This is a genomic window from Pseudomonas sivasensis (assembly GCF_052938085.1).
This window is the reverse complement of sequence record NZ_CP176442.1, coordinates 2,064,958-2,085,381: the sequence shown is the minus strand read 5'-3', so window position 1 is coordinate 2,085,381 and position 20,424 is coordinate 2,064,958. Positions and strand designations below refer to the sequence as shown.

The 20,424-nt window shown below is 62.1% G+C and carries 17 protein-coding genes; 3 read left to right on the top strand and 14 right to left on the bottom strand.

Annotated features, from left to right (window positions below):
• Positions 1 to 1,976: 1,976 nt before the first annotated feature.
• The 12 genes from gspD to ACKZ62_RS09770 all read right to left on the bottom strand — a co-directional run bounded on the left by gspD (position 1,977) and on the right by ACKZ62_RS09770 (position 12,171).
• On the bottom strand, positions 1,977 to 4,196 hold the full coding sequence (gspD, locus tag ACKZ62_RS09825) for a type II secretion system secretin GspD (RefSeq protein WP_032887247.1): 2,220 nt from the start codon (positions 4,194 to 4,196) through the stop codon (positions 1,977 to 1,979).
• Positions 4,193 to 4,717 (bottom strand): general secretion pathway protein GspN, encoded by a 525-nt coding sequence (locus ACKZ62_RS09820; protein WP_122764692.1) that lies wholly within the window; start codon positions 4,715 to 4,717, stop codon positions 4,193 to 4,195. Before ACKZ62_RS09820 ends, gspD begins: the two co-directional genes overlap by 4 nt.
• Complete coding sequence (gene gspM, locus ACKZ62_RS09815; protein ID WP_095185613.1) at positions 4,714 to 5,325, bottom strand: type II secretion system protein GspM; 612 nt, start codon at positions 5,323 to 5,325, stop codon at positions 4,714 to 4,716. Before gspM ends, ACKZ62_RS09820 begins: the two co-directional genes overlap by 4 nt.
• Positions 5,300 to 6,343: a PilN domain-containing protein gene (locus ACKZ62_RS09810; RefSeq protein WP_447096594.1), complete on the bottom strand. Its 1,044-nt coding sequence runs from the start codon at positions 6,341 to 6,343 to the stop codon at positions 5,300 to 5,302. Before ACKZ62_RS09810 ends, gspM begins: the two co-directional genes overlap by 26 nt.
• Positions 6,340 to 7,065, bottom strand: coding sequence for a hypothetical protein (locus tag ACKZ62_RS09805; RefSeq protein WP_032887242.1), 726 nt, complete (start codon positions 7,063 to 7,065; stop codon positions 6,340 to 6,342). Before ACKZ62_RS09805 ends, ACKZ62_RS09810 begins: the two co-directional genes overlap by 4 nt.
• Positions 7,062 to 7,691: a prepilin-type N-terminal cleavage/methylation domain-containing protein gene (locus tag ACKZ62_RS09800; protein WP_032887241.1), complete on the bottom strand. Its 630-nt coding sequence runs from the start codon at positions 7,689 to 7,691 to the stop codon at positions 7,062 to 7,064. Before ACKZ62_RS09800 ends, ACKZ62_RS09805 begins: the two co-directional genes overlap by 4 nt.
• A complete protein-coding gene (locus tag ACKZ62_RS09795) occupies positions 7,688 to 8,050 on the bottom strand; it encodes a prepilin-type N-terminal cleavage/methylation domain-containing protein (protein WP_032887240.1) in 363 nt (120 codons plus the stop codon). Before ACKZ62_RS09795 ends, ACKZ62_RS09800 begins: the two co-directional genes overlap by 4 nt.
• Complete coding sequence (locus ACKZ62_RS09790; RefSeq protein ID WP_447096593.1) at positions 8,047 to 8,478, bottom strand: prepilin-type N-terminal cleavage/methylation domain-containing protein; 432 nt, start codon at positions 8,476 to 8,478, stop codon at positions 8,047 to 8,049. Before ACKZ62_RS09790 ends, ACKZ62_RS09795 begins: the two co-directional genes overlap by 4 nt.
• A gap of 9 nt (positions 8,479 to 8,487) precedes the next feature.
• Complete coding sequence (gene gspG / locus ACKZ62_RS09785) at positions 8,488 to 8,904, bottom strand: type II secretion system major pseudopilin GspG (protein WP_095185610.1); 417 nt, start codon at positions 8,902 to 8,904, stop codon at positions 8,488 to 8,490.
• 20 nt (positions 8,905 to 8,924) lie between these two features.
• A complete protein-coding gene (gene gspF / locus ACKZ62_RS09780) occupies positions 8,925 to 10,127 on the bottom strand; it encodes a type II secretion system inner membrane protein GspF (protein ID WP_447096592.1) in 1,203 nt (400 codons plus the stop codon).
• Positions 10,124 to 11,854, bottom strand: a complete 1,731-nt coding sequence (gene gspE / locus ACKZ62_RS09775; protein ID WP_095185609.1) for a type II secretion system ATPase GspE — start codon at positions 11,852 to 11,854, stop codon at positions 10,124 to 10,126. Before gspE ends, gspF begins: the two co-directional genes overlap by 4 nt.
• Positions 11,855 to 11,946: 92 nt before the next feature.
• The gene (locus ACKZ62_RS09770; RefSeq protein WP_032887233.1) at positions 11,947 to 12,171 is read right to left on the bottom strand and encodes a hypothetical protein; all 225 of its coding nucleotides are present in this window, start codon (positions 12,169 to 12,171) and stop codon (positions 11,947 to 11,949) included.
• 488 nt (positions 12,172 to 12,659) lie between these two features.
• Between ACKZ62_RS09770 and ACKZ62_RS09765 the strand changes: the two genes are divergently transcribed.
• On the top strand, positions 12,660 to 15,413 hold the full coding sequence (locus ACKZ62_RS09765; RefSeq protein WP_095185608.1) for a beta-glucosidase: 2,754 nt from the start codon (positions 12,660 to 12,662) through the stop codon (positions 15,411 to 15,413).
• 61 nt (positions 15,414 to 15,474) lie between these two features.
• Here ACKZ62_RS09765 and ACKZ62_RS09760 read toward each other — a convergent pair whose 3' ends face one another.
• On the bottom strand, positions 15,475 to 16,089 hold the full coding sequence (locus ACKZ62_RS09760) for a TetR/AcrR family transcriptional regulator (RefSeq protein WP_032887231.1): 615 nt from the start codon (positions 16,087 to 16,089) through the stop codon (positions 15,475 to 15,477).
• Between the two features lie 154 nt (positions 16,090 to 16,243).
• On the opposite strand from ACKZ62_RS09760, the gene ACKZ62_RS09755 reads away from it, so the two are divergent.
• Positions 16,244 to 16,969 carry a M12 family metallopeptidase gene (locus ACKZ62_RS09755; protein ID WP_447096591.1) on the top strand — a complete coding sequence of 242 codons (726 nt, stop codon included), beginning with the start codon at positions 16,244 to 16,246 and terminating at the stop codon, positions 16,967 to 16,969.
• Between the two features lie 34 nt (positions 16,970 to 17,003).
• Here ACKZ62_RS09755 and ACKZ62_RS09750 read toward each other — a convergent pair whose 3' ends face one another.
• Positions 17,004 to 18,032 (bottom strand): LacI family DNA-binding transcriptional regulator, encoded by a 1,029-nt coding sequence (locus ACKZ62_RS09750; RefSeq protein WP_122764687.1) that lies wholly within the window; start codon positions 18,030 to 18,032, stop codon positions 17,004 to 17,006.
• A 207-nt stretch (positions 18,033 to 18,239) separates the two neighbouring features.
• On the opposite strand from ACKZ62_RS09750, the gene ACKZ62_RS09745 reads away from it, so the two are divergent.
• The gene (locus ACKZ62_RS09745) at positions 18,240 to 20,423 is read left to right on the top strand and encodes a TonB-dependent receptor (protein WP_442117486.1); all 2,184 of its coding nucleotides are present in this window, start codon (positions 18,240 to 18,242) and stop codon (positions 20,421 to 20,423) included.
• Position 20,424 lies beyond the last annotated feature (1 nt).

The following is a 20,424-nucleotide window of genomic DNA, read 5'->3' as shown; positions in this document are numbered from 1 at the left end:
TGCTGTTTTGATATAAGCTAATATTCTCTAATTTCATTATTTATTAATTACTTTATTCATAATAATGATGTTTTTTTGGGTGCGGGGGTTAGGTGGATTGGGGGATATCCGTTGTTGGAGTAACGGCGGGTTATTGGTTTCGCCCTTACGGCGGGTCACTTTGGAAAAGAGCCGGAATACCAGCCCATCCCAAAGTAACCAAGGACTCTTGCCCCAACACTCGGCACCTCGCCTAGGCTCGGTGTGCGGCCAGCGTGTTTGACGGGGCGCCTAAGATAAAGATCAAAAGCAGATCAAAAGCAGATCAAAAGCAGAACAGTAGGCTAGGACCTATCTGTCTGATCTATGGAGATCAAACTGTGGGAGGGGGCTTGCTCCCGATGGCGGTATGTCAGCCAACATAGCTGTAACTGAACCACTGCAATCGGGAGCAAGCCCCCTCCCACATTTGGAATGCGGTCGGCTCTAAGGCCGCCGCGGCCTTGCTTTTGATCTGGAATCGCCCCGTCAACCACGCTGGCCAGAATTCGATGTTGATTTGGGGGCTAAACCGGCAGGGATGCCGGTTTAGCCGCCCTGCGCCATGGATGGCGCGTGGCGGCGGCCCCCCCAAAATCAATGTCGGATTACGGGCACACCGAGCCTAGGTATCTGTCTGTCTGGTCTACGGAGATCAAACTGTGGGAGGGGCTTGCTCCCGATGGCGGTATGTCAGCCAACAGAGCTGTAACTGAACCACTGCAATCGGGAGCAAGTCGAATCGTCGCACCGCCCCTCCCACATTTGGAATGCGTTCGGCTTAAGAACCCGGTCGGCTCTAAGGCCGCCGCGGCCTTGCTTTTGATCTGGAGTCGCCCCGTCAACCACGCTGGCCGGAATTCGATGTTGATTTGGGGGCTAAACCGGCAGTGATGCCGGTTTAGCCGCCCTGCGCCATGGATGGCGCGTGGCGGCGGCCCCCCCCAAAAAATCAATGTTGGATTACGGGCACACCGAGCCTAGGTATCTGTCTAGTCTACGGAGATCAAACTGTGGGAGGGGGCTTGCTCCCGATGGCGGTGTGTCAGCCAACAGAGTTGTAACTGAACCACTGCAATCGGGAGCAAGCCCCCTCCCACATTTGGAACCCGGTCGGCTCTAAGGCCGCCGCGGCCTTGCTTTTGATCTGGAGTCGCCCCGTCAACCACGCGGGCCAGAATTCGATGTTGATTTGGGGGCTAAATCGGCAGGGATGCCGGTTTAGCCGCCCTGCGCCATGGATGGCGCGTGGCGGCGGCCCCCCCCCAAAAAATCAATGTTGGATTACGGGCACACCGAGCCTAGGTATCTGTCTGGTCTACGGAGATCAAACTGTGGGAGGGGGCTTGCTCCCGATGGCGGTGTGTCAGCCAACAGAGTTGTAACTGAACCACTGCAATCGGGAGCAAGCCCCCTCCCACATTTGGAACCCGGTCGGCTCTAAGGCCGCCGCGGCCTTGCTTTTGATCTGGAGTCGCCCCGTCAACCACGCGGGCCAGAATTCGATGTTGATTTGGGGGCTAAATCGGCAGGGATGCCGGTTTAGCCGCCCTGCGCCATGGATGGCGCGTGGCGGCGGCCCCCCAAATCAATGTCGGATTACGGGCACACCGAGCCTAGGTATCTGTCTGGTCTACGGAGATCAAACTGTGGGAGGGGGCTTGCTCCCGATGGCGGTGTGTCAGCCAACAGAGCTGTAACTGAACCACTGCAATCGGGAGCAAGTCGAATCGTCGCACCGCCCCTCCCACATTTGGAATGCGGTCGGCTCTAAGGCCGCCGCGGCCTTGCTTTTGATCTGGAATCGCCCCGTCAACCACGCTGGCCGGAATTCCGGCCTTTACAAAAGTGACCCGCTGTAAGAGCGGAACCATAAGCCGCCGTTGCCTGAATAACGGATATGTACACCAACAACCCGCAGATCCGAAGCAAGCCCCACATCAACCACATACCCAGACCTACCGAGCCGGCCGCAACAACTGCATCTGCTGCCGATAATCATCCGTCACTTGCCGCGCCTGACTACTGCTGGTAATCACCCTAGGCGTAATCAACACAATCAACTCCGTCCGATCCTTGGACTTGCTCGTATTCCCAAACAACCACCGCAACCCCGGGATCTTTCCAAGGTAAGGCACCGCACTCACCGACTCGGCGTTGTCCTGCTTGATCAACCCGCCCAGCAACACCGTCTGCCCACTCTGCACCGCCACTTGGGTGGACACCGACCGCGTGGAAATACGCGGATTAGTCGGCGTGTCGCTGTTAGTCGACGCCTGATCCTGCGCATCACTGACCTGCTGCTGAATATCCATGTACACCAATCCACCCGGATTGATCCGCGGCACCACGTCGAGGATCACCCCGGTCTGCACATATTCAACACTGCTCAAGGTGGTATCCGAGGTACCCGTGTTAACCGTGGTCTGGCTGATGGGAATGTTGTCCCCCACCTGAATCTGCGCTGGCTGGTTATTCATCACCACCAGCGACGGCGCCGACAGCACCTGGGTGCGACCGTTGGTTTCCAATGCATGCAGCGCCACTTGCAGGTTGGTGCTGACGAAGGAGTAGAACAACGAATCCGCGCCTAGCCCAGCACCGCCACCCCCCAACGCGCCTTGGCTGCCGGAGGCATTGGCCACAGTGGTGCTGGTGGAATTGCCCGCCAGGCGCCCCAGGTACCACTGCACGCCAAGGTCCAGTTCACCGGTGAGTTTGACTTCGAGAATGCGCGTCTCGATCTGCACTTGCAGCGGTGGATTGTCGAGACGTTTGATCGCCGATTCGATCTCTTTCCACTGCACCGGCCGGGTGCGGACCAGCAGTTGGTTACTGCTTTTTTGTGCGGTGATCCGGGTGCCTGCGTCGAGGCTTTTGGCCGGGGCGTCTTCGGTCGCGCCCTGCTCGGCGGTGTCCTGCTCGACTTCGGGTTCCTGCTCCTCATCCTCTGCGGCGGGTTGGTTGCCATTGAGGTTGTTGCTCAGGCCACCCGGCGTGCTGCCGGACGTACTGTTGGTGCCCGGCGACGACAATGTTGCCGTGCGCAAACCGGGGGCGACTTTGGCCGGGGTATCGTCCTTGATCGCGCCTGTGCCGTAGATCTGCCGCAGGTACTTGGCCAGGTCGGTGGCCTTCATGTTGCGCACGTCATACACATACATCTGCGGCTCGTTGCCGCCGCCTTCGTCGATGGTGTGGATCCAGTCGCCGACTTCACTGAGGTACTGCGGCTGCGACGAAATCGCCACCACCGAGTTAGTCCGCTCGATAGGCAGAAAGCGCACCATGCCCGCCAGGGGCATGCCGCTGTCGGGGCCGAACATCTTTTGCAGTTCGGGCATCAGTTCGGCCACCGACGCGCGTTGCAGGCCGAACACGCCCACCGACATGCCCTTGAGCCAGTCCACGTCAAAGGTGTCGATGGTGTCCTGGTAATTGGCCAGTTCTTCGGGGGTGCCGGCCAGGCTCAGCACATTGCGCGCCGGGTCCACCAGCAGGAAGGCATTTTCGCGGGCGAACGGCTTGAGCAGTTTCTGCATTTCGGTGGCGGAGATATAGCGCAGCGGAAACAACCGCGCCGACAGGCCACTGGACGGTTGCGACACGCGCATTTCGGGGACCAGTTTTCCCGCCACCGCCTGATTCGCCGGCAGGATCACATAACGACTGCCCTGCTTGATCATCGCGTTGTCGGTCCAGGACAGCAGGGTTTCCAGAATCGACAACGCCTGCTGCTTGTTCACCGGTTTGGAGGTGGAGAAGCTGACGTTGCCCTTCACGCCCTGAGCGATGCTGTAGTTCTCGTGCAGCAGATCGCCCATCACGCTGTTGATCACCGCTTCAATCGGCTGGTCGGCAAAGTTGAACACGATGTCGCCGCCGCCCTCCTCCTTAGCAGACGGTGCCGCAACCGGTTGCCGCACAAACTGTTGGTTGCCGCGAATCAGTTGGCGCTGGGGCGGCGTTTTTGCCTGGGGCTGGCCGCTGTCGACCGGCGCCTGTTCGCTGGCCGGGTCCACGGGCGGACGTTGCGAGCCGGTGCCCTGCATTGCTTCGTGCAGCAGGGCCTCGTCCGGGTCGAGGTGGTCGGGGAATGTCCCGCAGCCACCGAGGGCGACGGCGGTGGCCAGGCAAAATGCGGTGGTGCGCAAGGCGCCAGGGAAGGTATCGATCAAGGGGTGGACTCGCGAGGAAGGGTAATCGGCGGTGTGCTGGACGGCGGCGGCAAACGCAGGGCCCGCAGGCTCAGGGTTTGGCTGCGGCCGTCGAGTACGAAACGGGCGTCGCGGGGGGTCAGGTGCTCCAGGCGCCAGCCATTGGGCAGGGTCTGGTCCTGGTGGACTTTCAACGGTGGGCCGTCGGCGCGCTTGAGCAGCGCCACGCGCAGGTCACCGTCGAGGACGATGCCGGTCAGCGTGAGGCTCGACAGGCTGGAGACAGCGCCTTGGCCCACCGCGCGGTCGGGGCTGCGGTCGGGGCTGAACAACGGTGCCTGCCAGGTGCCGGCCAGGCTGTCCAGGGTTGCGCTCGGGGCCACCAGCACCTTGGTGGCGGCATTGGCGCGTGTGTCGGGCGCGGGCGGCGGCAACCACTGGGGCGCATCGCCGATGCTGCTGAGGATGCCGGCCATCAGCAGCCCCAACAGCCCGGCCACGCCGATCAAGCCCCACTCCAGGGGACGCAAGGTGCTGATCATCGGCGCACCTGCGCGGCGGCAGCCGGTTGCAGGTAGCCACGCACCAACAGGTGCACCACCAATTTGCCGGCGCCGCCACTGGCGGGTGCGTCCGGGGCGCGGCGGATACTCATTTCATCGACAAACAGAAACGGTCGCTGGTACTCCAGTTCATGGAGGATCGCGGTTAAGGGCTCGATGGCGCAGTTGAGGGTCAGGCTGACTTTGACCTGGCGATAGGGCTCGGCATCGTCCTGCTCCGGGGTGATGGGCATGCGCTGGGTCAGGCTGCAGCCGCCACCGAGACCGGCGCGGCTATTGATCAGGTCGGCGATGCGCTGCATCAAATCGGCGGCCACCGCGCTGGGGTCATCGCCGGGTAACAGGCTGGTGCTGCTGGCCGGGTCCTGGCGCGCTTCTTCCAGTTGCTGGCGCAAGCTGTCGCCCTGGCGCAGCACGCCGGCGTAGCGTTGCTGCTGTTCGCGCAGTTGCTCGGCCTGTTCGCCCAGGGTGCGCAACGGGCCGGCGAACCAGCTGTCGATCAACAGCCAATACGCGCCGCCGAGCACCAACGCGAGGACGATCAAGGCCGCGCCACGGCGTTCACGGGGTGTCAGTGGTCGGCGCATCGGCGGCCTCCTGGTGCAGGTGGGCGCGCAAGGAAAACTGATCCTTGCCGGTTTGCGCATCGGGTTGGATGACCCCTTCGAACTGAGCGTTTTCCAGGCTGCGGCAGTTCTTGATGCGGGTGATCAGGGCACTGGCCTTGGCGCTTTGCCCGGAGAAGGACACGTCGGCACCGTCGTTGACTTCCAACTGGTCGATCCAGGTGTCGGGCGGCAGGCAGGCGGTCAGTTCATTGAGCAATGCGGCCAAGGGCGGCTGCGCGGCCTTGCGGCGGATCAAGTACTGCGCGGCGCCCCGGGTGTTGAGCAGTTGCTGGCGCAGGGCCTGGACCTCGGCGACCTGGGCCTTTTGCGCACGCACGCTCTGTTGCATGGCGTCGAGCACGCGCTGGCGGTCGTTGAGCCACAGCACCATGGCGGCAATCAGTAAGGCGCCGCACAGCCACGGCAGACTGCGCTGCAAGCCCTTGCCCGCCGGGCGCTGGCGCGGACGCAACGGCGCCGGCAGCAGGTCGATGCCCATGGGCACGCCCGCGCGGTCGTATACGTCCACGGCGTGGGGTTGCAAGCCGAGTGCCGCGCAGTCATCGAGGATCTGGTCCAGACGCTCGCGCAGGATCGCCACCAGCGTCACCTGTAGATGGGCGGCCGTGCGGCGTTCCTGACGCGCGACAAAGTACAGCTGGGCGGCGTCGAACGGAGTGAAGCGGTCCAGTTCGTAACCGACGACCGTGGACAGGTTGCGTGCGGCGGCTACAGGCAATTGCAGGCTCTGCACCAACACGGCGTCCGGTGCCAGCAACAACACCTGGCACGCCTCGCCGGTGAGCTTTACCACAGGCGCAGTGATCGGCCACGGGTAGACGTGCTCGGGAATGTCATGGGGCAACAACCACCCCGGCAGGCAGCCACGCAGCTCCTTGAGCCACAGGCGCCAGCCTTGTTGCAGCAGGCTGCCGTGCCAGCGCCGGGCGAGCGGCTGCGTCAGCAGGTGCAGCCGCGCGGTTAAATGTTCATTCATTCTTGCCAACGTAGTACTCGATAAGGTTGTGCGCTGCCTTGCGCGGGGCTCAATAACACCGTGGCTTGCAGCTCGGCGTGGTAACCGCCGGGCCGTTGGGCGCGGCTGCTGACCACCAGCACATCACCGGGGTCGGCACCCACCGCACTTTGGTGCGGCAGGTTCAAGGCACGGCGCATCAACGGGCTCGCGAACGCCGGATCGGGCCGATCCAGACCGCTCCACAGGCTGATTTCCGGCACCAGCGCGCTGTACAAGGCCTGGGTCATGCCCGGCAGTTGTCGCACTTCTTCCACCACCCGAAACGGTGCAAGGCCCTGGTTGCGGCGCACTTCCAAGTCCCTGGCCAACTGCTTGGCCTGGGCCTGTGTGGCGCCGCAGGCCAGGGCCAAGCGGGCAAAATCCCCCACTTCGGCGCTGTTGAGGTACAACTTGCCGCGCTCGCTGCGCAGGCTCACGTGTAGTTGGGCGTCGTCGAACACCAGCGGGATTTCACGCCCGTCGGCAATCCACTGTTTGCGCTGTAACGGGTCGGCCACGGCTTGCATCGCCAGCGCCACGCCCGCCTCCGCCGCCAACACGGCCTGGGTGTGCTGGCGATGCCACGCGGCCTGGCGCGTTTCCAGCTGTACCCAACCGGCCAGCCCGCCCAGCAACAAACTGAGCAAGGCCAGCACCCAGAGCACCAGCAGCAGGGCCACACCCCGTTGGTGCTTGATCATTCGGGCGCCCCGCCGGACAGGTTCAGGCGCAAAGCAACCACCTGGGTCACCCACGGCACCGGGCCGTCGACGCGGGCTGCAATCCGCACCGCGTAGGGCAGGCGTTTGGTCCACGGCCACTCACTGATCCAGCCGGTGGCCTGGCCCTTGGGCGACAAGCCGCGATAGCTGAATTGCAGGTCTTCGACGCCCTTGAGCAACACCTGTGGCTCGCTGCGTGACGCCGGCACGCTGACCTGCGCCAGGGACTCAAACCGCGCAAACGCCACCTGCAAATCACGCTGCGCCTCAGGGCCAGTCAGTTGCAGGGTGAAACGCTGAATGCCGCCACCGAGCACACCGGGCAAGGTCGCCACAAACTGCATGCGCTGCGGTCCGCCCGCGAAAAAACCATCGACCTGGCTGTCGTCCTCGGTCACATCCAGCGGTAACGCCTCGCTGATGGCGGTGCGCAAAAACTGCTGGGCAGCACGCATTTCATCCAGGCTGACCGTGTAGCGCTGGGCCTTGAGTACCGCGCGATTGGCACCGAGCAACGCGCCGCCGACCAGGGTCAGCAGCACCCCCAGCAGGCTGAGCACGATCATGATTTCGAGCAGGGTAAAGCCCTGCTGGCGCCGCTTCACAATCCAGCCCCGGCGGCGCGCAGTTTCAAGGTGCTGAAGCTGGCCTGGCGCGGGCCTTCGCTGACACTCAGGTCCAGGCGAAACAAATGCGCCTGGCCGATGCGGCTGGGCTGTTGGGCGATGCGCAGTTGCCAGGCGATGCCGTCCATTTCGCCCTGGCGCGTGCCGCTCGCCAGAGGCCCGGTGCCCTCCTGATCCATTACGCTCAAGGCGGCATGGGTGAGACGGTCGCTATGGGCTACCTGCAACAACGAGCGCGCGCTCTGGCCGAAGGCGACCAGCAGCACCGTGCTACAGATCGCCATCAGCGTCAGCGCGGCGAGCATTTCCAACAGGGTAAAACCGCGCTGGTCCTTCATGGCAGGGCCTTGGACTGGACGCTACCGGTCAGCCAGCCAATGTCGATGCGCCAACGTCGGCTGCCGTTGACCAGCAGCACGTTGCCGCCGGTGGAGCTGCCATCAGGATAGAAATCCAACGCCGAGCCCGCTTGCTCGGCGGTGTGCAGCGTTACCTGTAGCTCGGCGGGCCAGTGTTTTTTCGGGCGACCGGGCGCCTGGAAACTCAAGTCGCGCAAATCGAAGACGGTGCTTTCAGTGGTGCCACCGACAATCGCCCGGGCCCGCGTGCTGCGCAGCGCCTCGACGATCTGCCCGACCGCCTGGCGCTCTTTCGCCGCACGCAGGCCTTGTTGTAGGCCAAAACCGACCAACCCGGCCGCGATGCTGATCAAGACGATCACCACCAGCATCTCCAGCAGGGTAAAGCCGCGTTGGGCGTTGGGCATGGTCGTGGGTTATTCCCAGTTGCCCAGGTCGGCGCTGTAGCCTTCGCCGCCGGGTTGGCCGTCCTGGCCGTAGAAGATCAGGTCAAACGCACCGTGCTCGCCAGGAAAGCGATAGCCAAAGGCATGTCCAAACGGGTCTTTGAGGTCCGACGGCTTAGCGTACGGCCCGGCCCAACCGGCGCTGTTACCCGGTTTTTCGACCAGTTGCTGCAAGGTCTTGGGCGGTGAGCCGACATCCAGCCCGTAGCTTTCGATTTTCATCGAAAGGCTGGCCAGTTGCGCCTTGCCCGCGCCGTATTTGCCCTTATCGACGTTACCGCCGACCTGGCGCACCACGATGGTCGCGACGATGCCCAGCAGTACGATCACGGCGAGCATTTCCAACAGGGTGAAACCGCTTTGGCGGCGTGCAGGTTTTGAGCGCATGGAGGTGGGTCCTTGAGGGTTCATATATTGCTGGTCAGGCTCATCAGCGGCAGCATGATCGCCAGCATGATCACCGCCACCAGCACCGCCATGACCACGGTCAGGGACGGCACCAGCGCAGCGAGCAAGCGGTCGATGCCGCGTTTGGCTTCAACGTCGAACACGTCGGCGACCTTGAGCAGCATGCTGTCCAGTTCGCCGGCCTGTTCGCCGACTTCAATCATTTGCAAGGCCAGGTCCGGCAGCAGCGGCTGCGAGCCAAAGGCACTCGCCAGGGTGCCGCCGCCCTTGACCGACTCGGCGGCCTGGGCGACTTGCGCTTGCAGGGCGCGGTTGGTGCAGACCTGCCGGGCGATGACCAGGGCTTGCAGCAGGGCCACGCCATTGCTCAGCAAGGTGCCCAGGGTGCGCGCCAGTCGGGCGGCTTCGACCCGTTGCAACAGTGGGCCGATGAGGCGAATGCCCAACACGCGGCGATCGTAATTTTCGCGGCGCCGGGGGTCCCGCAGGCGAGCGACCAGGGTCCAGATCGTCACGATCAACCCGGCCAACACCGCCAGGCCGTAGGCACCCAGGAATTGGCCGAGATTCAGGATCACCTCAGTGATCAACGGAATCGGCACGCCCAAGTCTTTGAAGATCGGCACGAACTGCGGCACCACATAGGCCAGCAACAGCGCCAGTGAACCCAGTACGCCGACCACCAGAAACGCCGGATAGATCAACGCATTGATCACCTCGCCCCTCAACAGTTGGCTGCGCTCCAGATAGTCGCTGAGCTGGCGCAAGGTGTTTTCCAGGGCGCCGCCGGCTTCGCCGGCACGCACCATGCTCAGGTACAGCGGCGAGAACTGGCTGCCCTCCTCTTCCAAGGCTTTGGACAAAGGCTGACCGGCTTTGACGCGCTCACGAATGCGCTCGATCAACGCGCGGGTCTGGGGCTGGCCGGGCTGTTTGAGCAGGATGCCCAGGGAGCGTTCCAACGGCTGTCCGGCGCCCAAAAGCGTGGCCAGTTGCTGGGTAAAACTGACCAACGCCGCGCCGTTCAACTGGCCGCGCCCAAGGGCGTTGCGCAGCCCTTGAGCGCCGGCCACATCAATGTGCAATAACAACAAACCGCGCTTGTGCAGCGCGGCGACGGCGGCATCCTGGTCCTTGGCTTCCAGGGTGCCATTTTGCGGCGTGCCCTGGCTGTCGAGGGCGCGGTATTTGAACAGGCTCACGTGCCCTCCCCTCGGGTAACGCGCAGCACTTCTTCCAGGGACGTCACCCCGGCTACGGCTTGGCGCAGGCCTTCTTCATGCAAGGTGCGCAGGCCGCCGCGACGGGCAGCCTGTTCCAGGGTGGCGGCGTCGGCCTGACGCATCAGCAGGCTGCGCAGTTCATCGTTCATCACCAACAATTCAGTGATTGCACTGCGGCCGTGGTAGCCGCCGCCGGGCGCGTCGGCGCGAGGGCGATAGAGCATGATCGGGCGCTGCTCGGTAAAACGATCCAGGCCATGTTCGGCGATCAATTCGGCCGGTGCTTCGAAGGCTTCTCGAGTGGCCGGATCAAGACGGCGCACCAGGCGTTGGGCGAGGATGCCGTTGACGGTCGAGGCGATCAGATAGCTTTCGACGCCCATGTCCAGCAAGCGCGTGATACTCGCCGCCGCGCTGTTGGTGTGCAGGGTCGACAGCACCAAATGGCCGGTCAAAGAGGACTGGATGGCGATGCGGCAGGTTTCCAGGTCGCGGATCTCGCCGATCATGATCACGTCCGGGTCCTGACGCACGATGGAGCGCAGCGCGCCGGCAAAGTCGAGGCCGATGGCCGGTTTTACCTGGATCTGGTTGATGCCTTCGAGCTGGTACTCCACCGGGTCTTCCACGGTGATGATCTTGCGCTCGGCGGTATTGAGCCGCGACAGCGCGGTGTACAGCGTGGTGGTCTTGCCCGAGCCCGTCGGACCGGTGACCAGCAGGATGCCGTGGGGGCGTTCGAGCACTTCGAGGAAGGTTTCCAGGCGCTGGCCATCGAAGCCCAGGCTCTGAAAATCGAACTGCACGGTCTGGCGGTCGAGCAAACGCATGACCACCGACTCGCCAAAACTGGTGGGCACGGTGGACACACGCAAGTCCAGTTCCTTGCCCTGGATGCGCAGCATGATGCGCCCGTCCTGGGGCAGGCGTCGTTCGGCGATGTCCAGGCGCGCCATGATCTTTACCCGCGAAATCACCGCCGCCGATGAACTGGACGGCGGCGCCTCCGCCTCATGCAGCACGCCGTCAATGCGGTAGCGCACCTTGAGCTGATTTTCGAAGGGCTCGATATGGATGTCCGAGGCGCGATGTTCCACCGCGCGCTGCAGGATCAGGTTGACCAGGCGAATCACCGGCGCTTCGGAGGCCATGTCCTTGAGGTGTTCGATGTCTTCGAGCGCGCCGCCCTGTTCGTCGAGGTTTTCGATCAGGGTACCCATCGCCGAGCGGCCCTGGCCGTAATAGCGCTCGATCAGGGTATCGACTTCATTGCGCGGGCCCACCGCCAGCCACACCGGCACACCGCACGCATAAGCCATGGCCTGGAACGGATAAACCAACGCCGGGTTGGCCGCCAGCACCCGCAACCCGCCCTGGCTCCAGCCCACGGGCACCACTTGGTGATGGCGCATAAAACGCTCGGTCAGGGCCGGCAACGGGTCGAGCAACGGCGGCGCTGCGTCCGCCAGCAACAGCGGTGCGCCAAGCAGGTCTGCCCAGGCGCGGGCCAACTCCACTTCGGAGACCAGTCCCAGGCGGGTGAGCAGGCCGAGTAGTTCGGTGTCGTCAGACTCCTGGGACAGGCGCCGGGCGCGCTCCAGGTCAACGGTTTTCAAGCCGGCGTGCTGCATCAGCCACGCGCAGACCTGTTCGGTGTGCGGGATGTGCATCTGGCAGGCGTTGATGGGCGTTGAGGGACTTGGCATGAGTAGCTATCTGAGGGGCGATGTTCTAAAGGGCTACTGGGAACCCCTGTGGGAGTGGGCTTTCCCCTCCCGCAGGGGGCCGCGTTTCGCCGTTAGTTCGAGGTCTTCGGCGCGGCCTGGCTGCCATTCAACGGTCGGCCACCCTTGGTGGTTTCTGCCTTCTGCTTCTTGGCAGCCTTGGCATCGTGGGACTGGGTCAACACGGTGGAATCGGCGGCGCCGGACTTGGCATCCGCGTCGGTGGCTTCAGCCGCAATGGCCGCGCCGCTCAATGCAACGCCCAGCACAAAACCGGCACCCAGCAGGGACTTTTTCATAAACATTCTCCAGATAAAAAACTGCGAAACGCTCACGTGGCGCCTTGAATCGGTTCAAGACCCTACAGCAAAGCGTTGTGTATGACAGCGTGTATAAAACATGGCCTTTTAGAACTACCGAGCAACGCCACTAGTTCGCCATGCCACCATCTATTTTCTTAAACCAATCGACTGGTAGGTTTAGTCTTAGTTCAAAATCGTAATGAAATATTTCTTATTTCACGCAAAAATTAGCTTTCGTTTGACTTATAACCGCAAGAATTGCCTTAATTATCACGTTTTCGCGGTTCAAAATGCCATCTAGTGATATCGCCAAGACATCATCCACAACAATAATTAACACAATTATTAAACTTACAGAATCTGCAAAACCCGCCAAGTAATTGCAATTAGCCATCGGTTAAACATTGCGATCAAGGCGAACTATTGCCCACGAAAAAGTGACGAGCGTCACCCTATTTTTACTAAACAGTTGTCGGAGAAACCCCATGAATAAACGCAAGATGATCGGTGCGCAGTCGGCGTTTGCCCTGCTGGCGCTGGCCGTATCCCAGGTGCACGCGGCCACCAGCCCTGCCTTGGACGAAGGCCGGGTGAACCGTGCAGAAAAGGCCGCGGACAAAACCCTGGCGAAGATGACCATGGAAGAAAAACTCGCCTACATCGGCGGCACCGGTGGCTGGGACGTCAAGCCGCTGACCCAATACGGCATCCCACAGATCCACGGTGCCGACGGCGGCGTCGGTGTGCGCTACACCAGTGAAGGCAACGCCCAGGGCGTGGTCTACCCTTCCGGACCGAACCTGGCCGCCAGTTGGAACCCGCGCCGTGCCATCGACCTGGGTCGTGCACTGGGCTACGACACTGCCAGCGGCGGTTATCAGTTCGTCACCGGCCCCGGCGTGAACCTGTACCGCATGCCCTACAGTGGCCGTGCGTTCGAGTATCTGTCCGGTGAAGACCCGTTCCTCGGCGCCAGCCTGGGGCCGGCAGTGATCAACGGTATCCAGTCCCGTGGCGTGTGGGCCAACGCCAAGCATTTCGCGGCCAACGACCAGGAAAGCAATCGCTTCCACCTCGACGAAATCATCAGCGAGCGTGTGCTGCGCGAGATGACCCTGCCGCCCTTCGAGTCCGCCTCGAAGAACAGCAAGGTGGCGATGATGATGTGTGCGTTCCAGAAAGTGAACGGCGAGTTCGCCTGCCAGAACAAACACCTGATGCGCGACATCCTGAAGACCGAATGGGGCTATCCAGGCTTCGTGCAGAGTGACTACAACGCGGTGGTCAACGGCTTGCCGGCAGCGCAGGCCGGCACCGACTTGGACATGATGGGCTACCAGATGAACAGCACGGTGCTCAAGCCGTTTCTGGACAGCGGCGAGCTGAGCAGCGCGACCATCGATGACAAGGTGCGGCGCATCCTCAAGCAGATCTACCTGTACAAGTTCGACAGCAAAGCGCCGTTGACCAGCCACAACATGAACAGCGCCACCAGCAACCGCGTGGCCCTGAACGCGGCGCGCGAAGGCATCGTGTTGCTGAAAAACCAGAACAACCTGCTGCCTCTGGATGCCAAGAAGGTCAAGACCATCGCGGTGGTCGGCAACCTGGCCAAATACGCCCCGCCCACCGGTTTCGGCAGCGCGAATGTGATGGCGGCCAACTACATCAGCGAGCTGAGCGGCCTGCAGCAATTGGCGCCGGGTGCCAAGGTCGAGTTTATCGACGGCCTGTCCCTGGACCCGACGGCCTCCAACTGGACTCACACGGACAGCGACGGCAACAGCGTCAAAGGCGTAAAGACCGAGTTCTTCAGCAACACCAACTGGTCCGGCGACCCGGCGGCCAGCCGAACCGATCGCCATGTCGACTTGGACTGGTCCACCGACAGCCTGCCGGTGAACGGCGATACGGCGGCCACTTCGATTCGCTACAGCGGCCAGATCACCCCGACCGTCAGCGGCGAACAGGTGTTCAAGATTCGCGCCGACGGTGCCGTGCGTCTCTACGTCAACGGTAAGAAAGTGCTGGATAACGGCGACGGCAAGCCGCTGCCCAACAACAGCATCCCACCGACCATTCCGGTATTCGCCAAGGTCAATCTGGAGGCTGGCAAAGCCGTCGACATCAAGCTGGAATACTCGCGCCGCAACGGCTACCTCTCGACCATGGGCGGTTTGGTGGGCGTGCAGATGAGCTGGGCCTCGCTGGTGGCGCCACAGGACCTGGCCAAGTACGACGCAGTGCTGGTGGCTGCTGGCAACAGCAATGAATACGAAGGTGAAGGCTTTGACCACAGCTTCGACCTGCCGGAGTTCCAGGGCCAACTGATCCAGAGCATCGCCAAGGTCAACCCCAATACTGTCGTCACCCTGCACGGCGGTACCGGGTTGAAAATGAGCGACTGGATCGACCAGGTACCGGCCGCATTGCATGCGTTCTACCCTGGGCAGAACGGCGGCCAGGCATTGGCGGAGATCCTGCTGGGCAAGGTCAACCCGTCGGCCAAGTTGCCAATCAGCATCGAGCGCAACATCGAAGACAACCCGATCTACGCGACCTTCCCCAAGTTCGACAACCAGGAAACCCTGGCTGAGATGAGCTACAAGGACGACCTGTTCCTGGGCTATCGCGGTTACGAGAAAAAAGGCATCAAGCCGCTCTACCCGTTCGGCTATGGCTTGTCGTACACCACCTTCGGCTACAGCAACATCAGCGTGACGCCAGGGGTTGCAGTTGCAGGGGCGCCGATCAAGGTGTCGTTCGACCTGGCCAACACCGGCAAGGTGGCGGGCGCCGAAGTCGCCGAGCTGTACGTGGGCCAGAACAATCCGAAAGTCGAGCGGGCGCTCAAGGAACTCAAGGGCTACAAGAAAGTGTTCTTGAAGCCGGGCGAGAGCAAGCGCGTGACCATCGAGCTCAACGATCGCTCGCTGGCCTACTACGACGTCAAGAGCAAGCAATGGGTGGTGGACGCCGACAGCTTCAACTTGTCGGTGGGCGCGTCGTCTCAGGACATTCGCCTGAACGCCAAGCTGGTCAACCCGTTCCGCCAGGAACTGTCGACGACCACCAGCAACCCGTTGCCGCGTTCAGCGCTCAATTCGACGTTGCGTGAGCTGCCACAGGTGAAGACTGGCGGTGTGCTGCATCAGAATGAAGGCGACAGCGGCACCAGTGAAGGTGATGGCTATGACATGAGCGATGACAGCAGCCAGGGCAGTGCTGCCGGTAACTGATCCCGACTCGGTCTAATGTGGGATGGGCAAGCCCCCTCCCACATTTTTGACTGTGTTTGACTCAGGTTCGAATGGCCGCTTCAACCCGCGCAATGTAGGCGTCGAAGCGCGCCACCAGATCCACCTGCTCGGGAAACCGCAACCACTGGATCTGCAGGCCATCCATCATGGCCAGGATCTCCTCCACCAGCCCGGCGATGTCCACGTCGCCGCGCACCTCCCCCGCCGCCACCAGGTCGGCAAACTGTCCTTGCATGCGTTGGTGAATCGCCGCGTAGCGCGCCTGGAACCACGCCCAGGCCGGCTGGGTATCCAACAGACTTTCGGCATTCAAGATGGTAAACGCGCGCACCACGCCAGGCGCCGTGGCATTTGAACGATTGATTGCGCGCAGGCTGCCGAGCAAACCATTGAGGGTTTTCTCCGCACGCACTTCATCGGCAATCCGCTGGTTGACCTCATCACGCCGCTGCAACACGCCCATCAACAGTGAGATCTTGCTCGGAAAATGGTGCAGCAACCCGGCCACGGAAATCCCTACGATCCCCGCCACCTGCGCCATCGAGGCACCGCTGTAGCCTTCCAGGGAAAACACTTGCAAGGCCGCATCCAGCAGCTCTTCGCGGCGTTTTTCACCTTTGGGTGCGCGGCGGGTTTTCGGCGGCGACTCGGTCATGGAAAAGTCCTGGAGGAAGAGGCTTGCACCGTATCCAAAATGCCACCGCGCCGCAAATAAACCTCGGGCGAGTGTCGGGGCTTCAATGGAACGCTCTGGGCAATCTGTGCCAATCAATGCTCGGACTTGTCCCAGATAACCCGAGTAAGACGCCATGATCGCTTCAAGACTATTCACGCCTCCGCTGCCCGCGCCACCCCCCTCGCCCGCCGAGGACGGCGACAGCATTCAACCGACCGAACGCCTCTCCCGAAGTCGCCGCGATGTGGGTGAGCCCGATAAATACTGGCCGCAGCACAGCACCCTCAAAATCGCCATGTATGACTACGAGATGGACGACCCTTATGTGCAGGCGGTCAAGCAGGCCGCCAGCGAGTGGCTGCCCCATATCAACCTCAAATTCGAATTCGTCAGCGGGGAAGAAGGCGATGTTCGCATCTCGGGGGTGCCGATTCATCAAGGTTCCGGGGTCTCAATGGTCGGTACCGATGCACAAAAAGTCTCCCCCGGAATGCCGACCATGAACCTGCCGATAGACTACTCGTCGACTTCATTCGTCCACACCGTGTTGCACGAATTCGGCCACATGCTCGGCGCCCGGCATGCCCATCAGCATCCTGACGCGAATATCCCGTGGGACCTGGCCAAACTTGACCGGCATATACCCCGTTACTACCAGCAAGCCAACTTGCTGCCCCTGCCGCGCAGCGCTGCCTATGATTTTCTGCCGTATGACGAAGACTCAGCCATGCACTACGCGATCAACCCCGCGTTGACGACGAGTAATACCTTCCACTCAAGAAACTCGATGCTCAGCCCAGGCGATATCGCCTGGGCAAACAAGGCCTACCCGAAGGCAGCTCGTCGGACCGGCACATAAGCATACGAGCCCGCGTGAGTAGCGCCCGGTTGTGTCAGGCACTCTCACGCGCGATCAACTGACATTGCAAGAAATTCAGCCGCTGGACGTCCTCCGCAACCGGTAAGACCCCCAGGCTTTCCAGGACCCGCGTCGCCGCCAGCACACCAATCTCAAGCGCCGGCGGTTTGATGGTGCTCAGGCTCGGCAGCAGCATTTCTGCAAACGGGTAATCACCGAACCCGAGCACCGCGCACTTCAATCCGGAACGCTGCCCGGCCAGCAGGCCACCGGCGGCCAGGTTGTCATTGGCGAAGAAGATCGCCTCCGGTGGGGTGGCGTGGCTCATCAGCGCCTCCATGGCCTGCTTGCCCGCCTCGAACGGTGCGCGGCCGGCGTCCGGGACGAACACCTGGGGCTGCACGCCCAGCTCGACCAGGGTTGCCGCAAATCCTTCCCCACGCTCATGGGCGCTGAAGTCACCCGCCACGCTGTTCTGCACGAAGGCCATGCGCCGATAGCCCTTGCCATGCAGGTAACGCGCGGCGCTGACGCCGACCTGGTAGTGGGAAAAGCCGATCTGTACCGGTGCGCGCTCGGGCACGTAGTCCCAGGTTTCCACCACCGGAATGTCCGCGTCGGCAATCATCTTTTCAGTCGCCGCGCTGTGGAAGCGACTGGTCAGCACCAGCGCCGCTGGCGACCAACCCAGAAACGCCCGCACCGCGCTTTCTTCTTGCTCAGCGCTGAAGTAACTCGACGCCAGCAACAGTTGGTAGCCATGGCGACTGAGGGTATCGCTGAACCCCTGAATGGTATTGGCAAAAATCGGTCCGGAAATGTTCGGGATCACCATCGCCACGATCCGCCCACGCGCCGACGCCAATCCGCCGGCCACCAGGTTGGGCACGTAACCCAGCTCGGCGACTACTTGGGCAATGCGTTCGCGGCGTTCTGGGGACACCTGTTCCGGCTGGTTGAAATAACGCGACACGGTAATAGCCGACACGCCAGCCTGGCGCGCCACGGTATTCAAGGTGACACGCCCGGCGCCACGGCGTTTGCGCGGTTTTTCTTCGCTCACGGGAGAATCCTGTTAACAACCAAAAAGAATATGAGACTAATTTTTAAGTATTTGACGCTCTAAAGCAGAGCTAACAATAATGCCGATGTTAGCGCTAACAAAGCGCGCTGTCTGCTACTCGCTCAAGCGAATGCCCAAGACAGTTTCACAGGCGCTGGCGGTCGTAGAACCGCAGCGGACCAGGGCATTTTTTTGAGCGGGCACAACATGCACAAACACACTCACTTGTTATTCCTCGCCGGTTTGACCGCACTTCCGGCAGGCGCCGCCATTGCCGCCGACGAGCCGCAAGCCACCCTCGAAGCGGTGACCGTCACCGCCACCCGCCGCGAAGAATCCCTGCAGAAAGTCCCGGTGGCGGTCTCGGTACTCGATGGCGAGCAACTGGAGCGCGACAACCGCAACGGCGTAGCGAGCATCGCGCAACAGGTGCCGTCGCTGAACTTCCGTACCGGCGCATCGAACAAGGACACCTCATTATTCGTACGCGGCGTGGGTACCATCTCCACCTCCCCCGGCGTGGAGCCGACCGTGGCCACGGTGATCGACGGCGTGGTCTATGCGCGCCCCGGCCAGGCCACCCTCGACCTGCTGGACCTGGAACGCATCGAAGTGCTGCGCGGCCCCCAAGGTACGCTGTTCGGCAAGAACGCCTCGGCCGGTGTGCTCAACATCACCAGCAAGGCCCCCACCGCCGAGACCCACGGCTACATCGACCAGTCGTACTACAGCGGCAATGAAAGCCGCACCCGTTTCGGCATCGGCGGCAGCCTGGTGCCGGACGTGCTCAAAGGCTCGGTCAGCACGCTGTTTGGCAGCTATGACGGCAACGTCGACAACCAGCACAACGGTCAGGAGGTCAACGGTTACAACCACAAAGGCATTCGCGGCAAGTTGGAATTCACCCCCAACGACGACGTGACGCTGACGCTGATCGCCGACTACATGCAATCTCACGACGATGCGCCGAATGGTGTGGTCAGTAAGTCATTGACCCCAGCATTCAGCAACGCCTTGAGCCCGGTGCGGGCCTCCAGCGACAACCGCGACATCAACACCGATACGCGCAGCCATGTCGAGGACACCAACAAAGGTTTGTCCGCCCAGTTGGACTGGAATCTGGGCGACTACACCCTGACCTCAATCACCGCCTGGCGCGGCTGGGACAACACCCAATACCAGGATGGCGACCGCCTCGGCAGCGTGACCGCCGCGTTTCCCGGCACTGCCGACAAGGGTGAGCTGGCCTTCGACCAGTACTCTCAAGAGTTGCGCCTGGCCTCGCCCAAGGGTGAATTCCTGGAGTACGTCGGCGGCCTGTTCTACATGCATGGCAAGGACGAAGAGACTTACCAGCGCACGCTCACCACCACCACGCGCACCGACCGTGGCGTCGCCGACTACAGCACCACCAGCGACAGCTACGCGGTGTTTGGCGAGACCACGCTCAACTTCACCTCGCGCTTTCGCGGGATCGCCGGCCTGCGCTACACCCATGACGACTTGAAATACGATCACCGCCGCGTATCCACCTCGGCCACCACCGTCAGTGGGATTCAACCGGCCACGTCCAGCTCGGGTTCAGTGGACGAAGATGGCTGGTCCGGGCGCCTCGGCGTGCAGTACGACCTGACCGATAACATCACCAGCTACCTGACCTACTCGCGCGGCTACAAAGGCCCGGCCTACAACGTGTTCTTCAACATGCAGCCGCGCGATACCGATGCGCTCAAGCCGGAAACCTCCAACACCTGGGAAGCCGGGATCAAGGCCACGGCCTGGAACAACCGACTGACCACCAACCTGGCGGTTTTCCACAGCGACTACGACAACTACCAGGCCAACTTTTTCGACTCGGTCGCCGGCCAAGTGGTGACCCGCCTGATCAACGCCGGCAGCGTCAGCACCGAAGGCGTCGAACTCGATTACGCCTTGCAGGCCACCCAGCAACTCAAGCTCTCCGGCGCCCTGGCCTACACCCGTGCACGCATCGACGAATTCGCCTGCCCGGCGGGCGCGGCGGCCACCTGCAACGTCAACGGCAAGCCGCTGCCCTACAGCCCGGACTGGAAGAGTTACGTACGCGCCGACTACACCATCCCACTGGATAACGGCCTGGATATCGAACTGGGCACCGACTACAGCTGGCAGAGCGAAGTGCAGTACGACATCAGCCAAAACCTCGACACCAAACAAGGCGCCTACGGCATCTGGAACGCCAGCGTGGCCCTGGCGGACTACAGCAATGGCTGGCGCGTGGCGCTGCTGGCCAAAAACCTCGCCGACAAGTCCTACTCGCCATTGCTGGCCAGTGGCGGCAACTACATCTACCGCGCCGTACCTCGTGACGATGAACGTTACTTCGGCGTGCAACTGCGCAAGGATTTCTAAC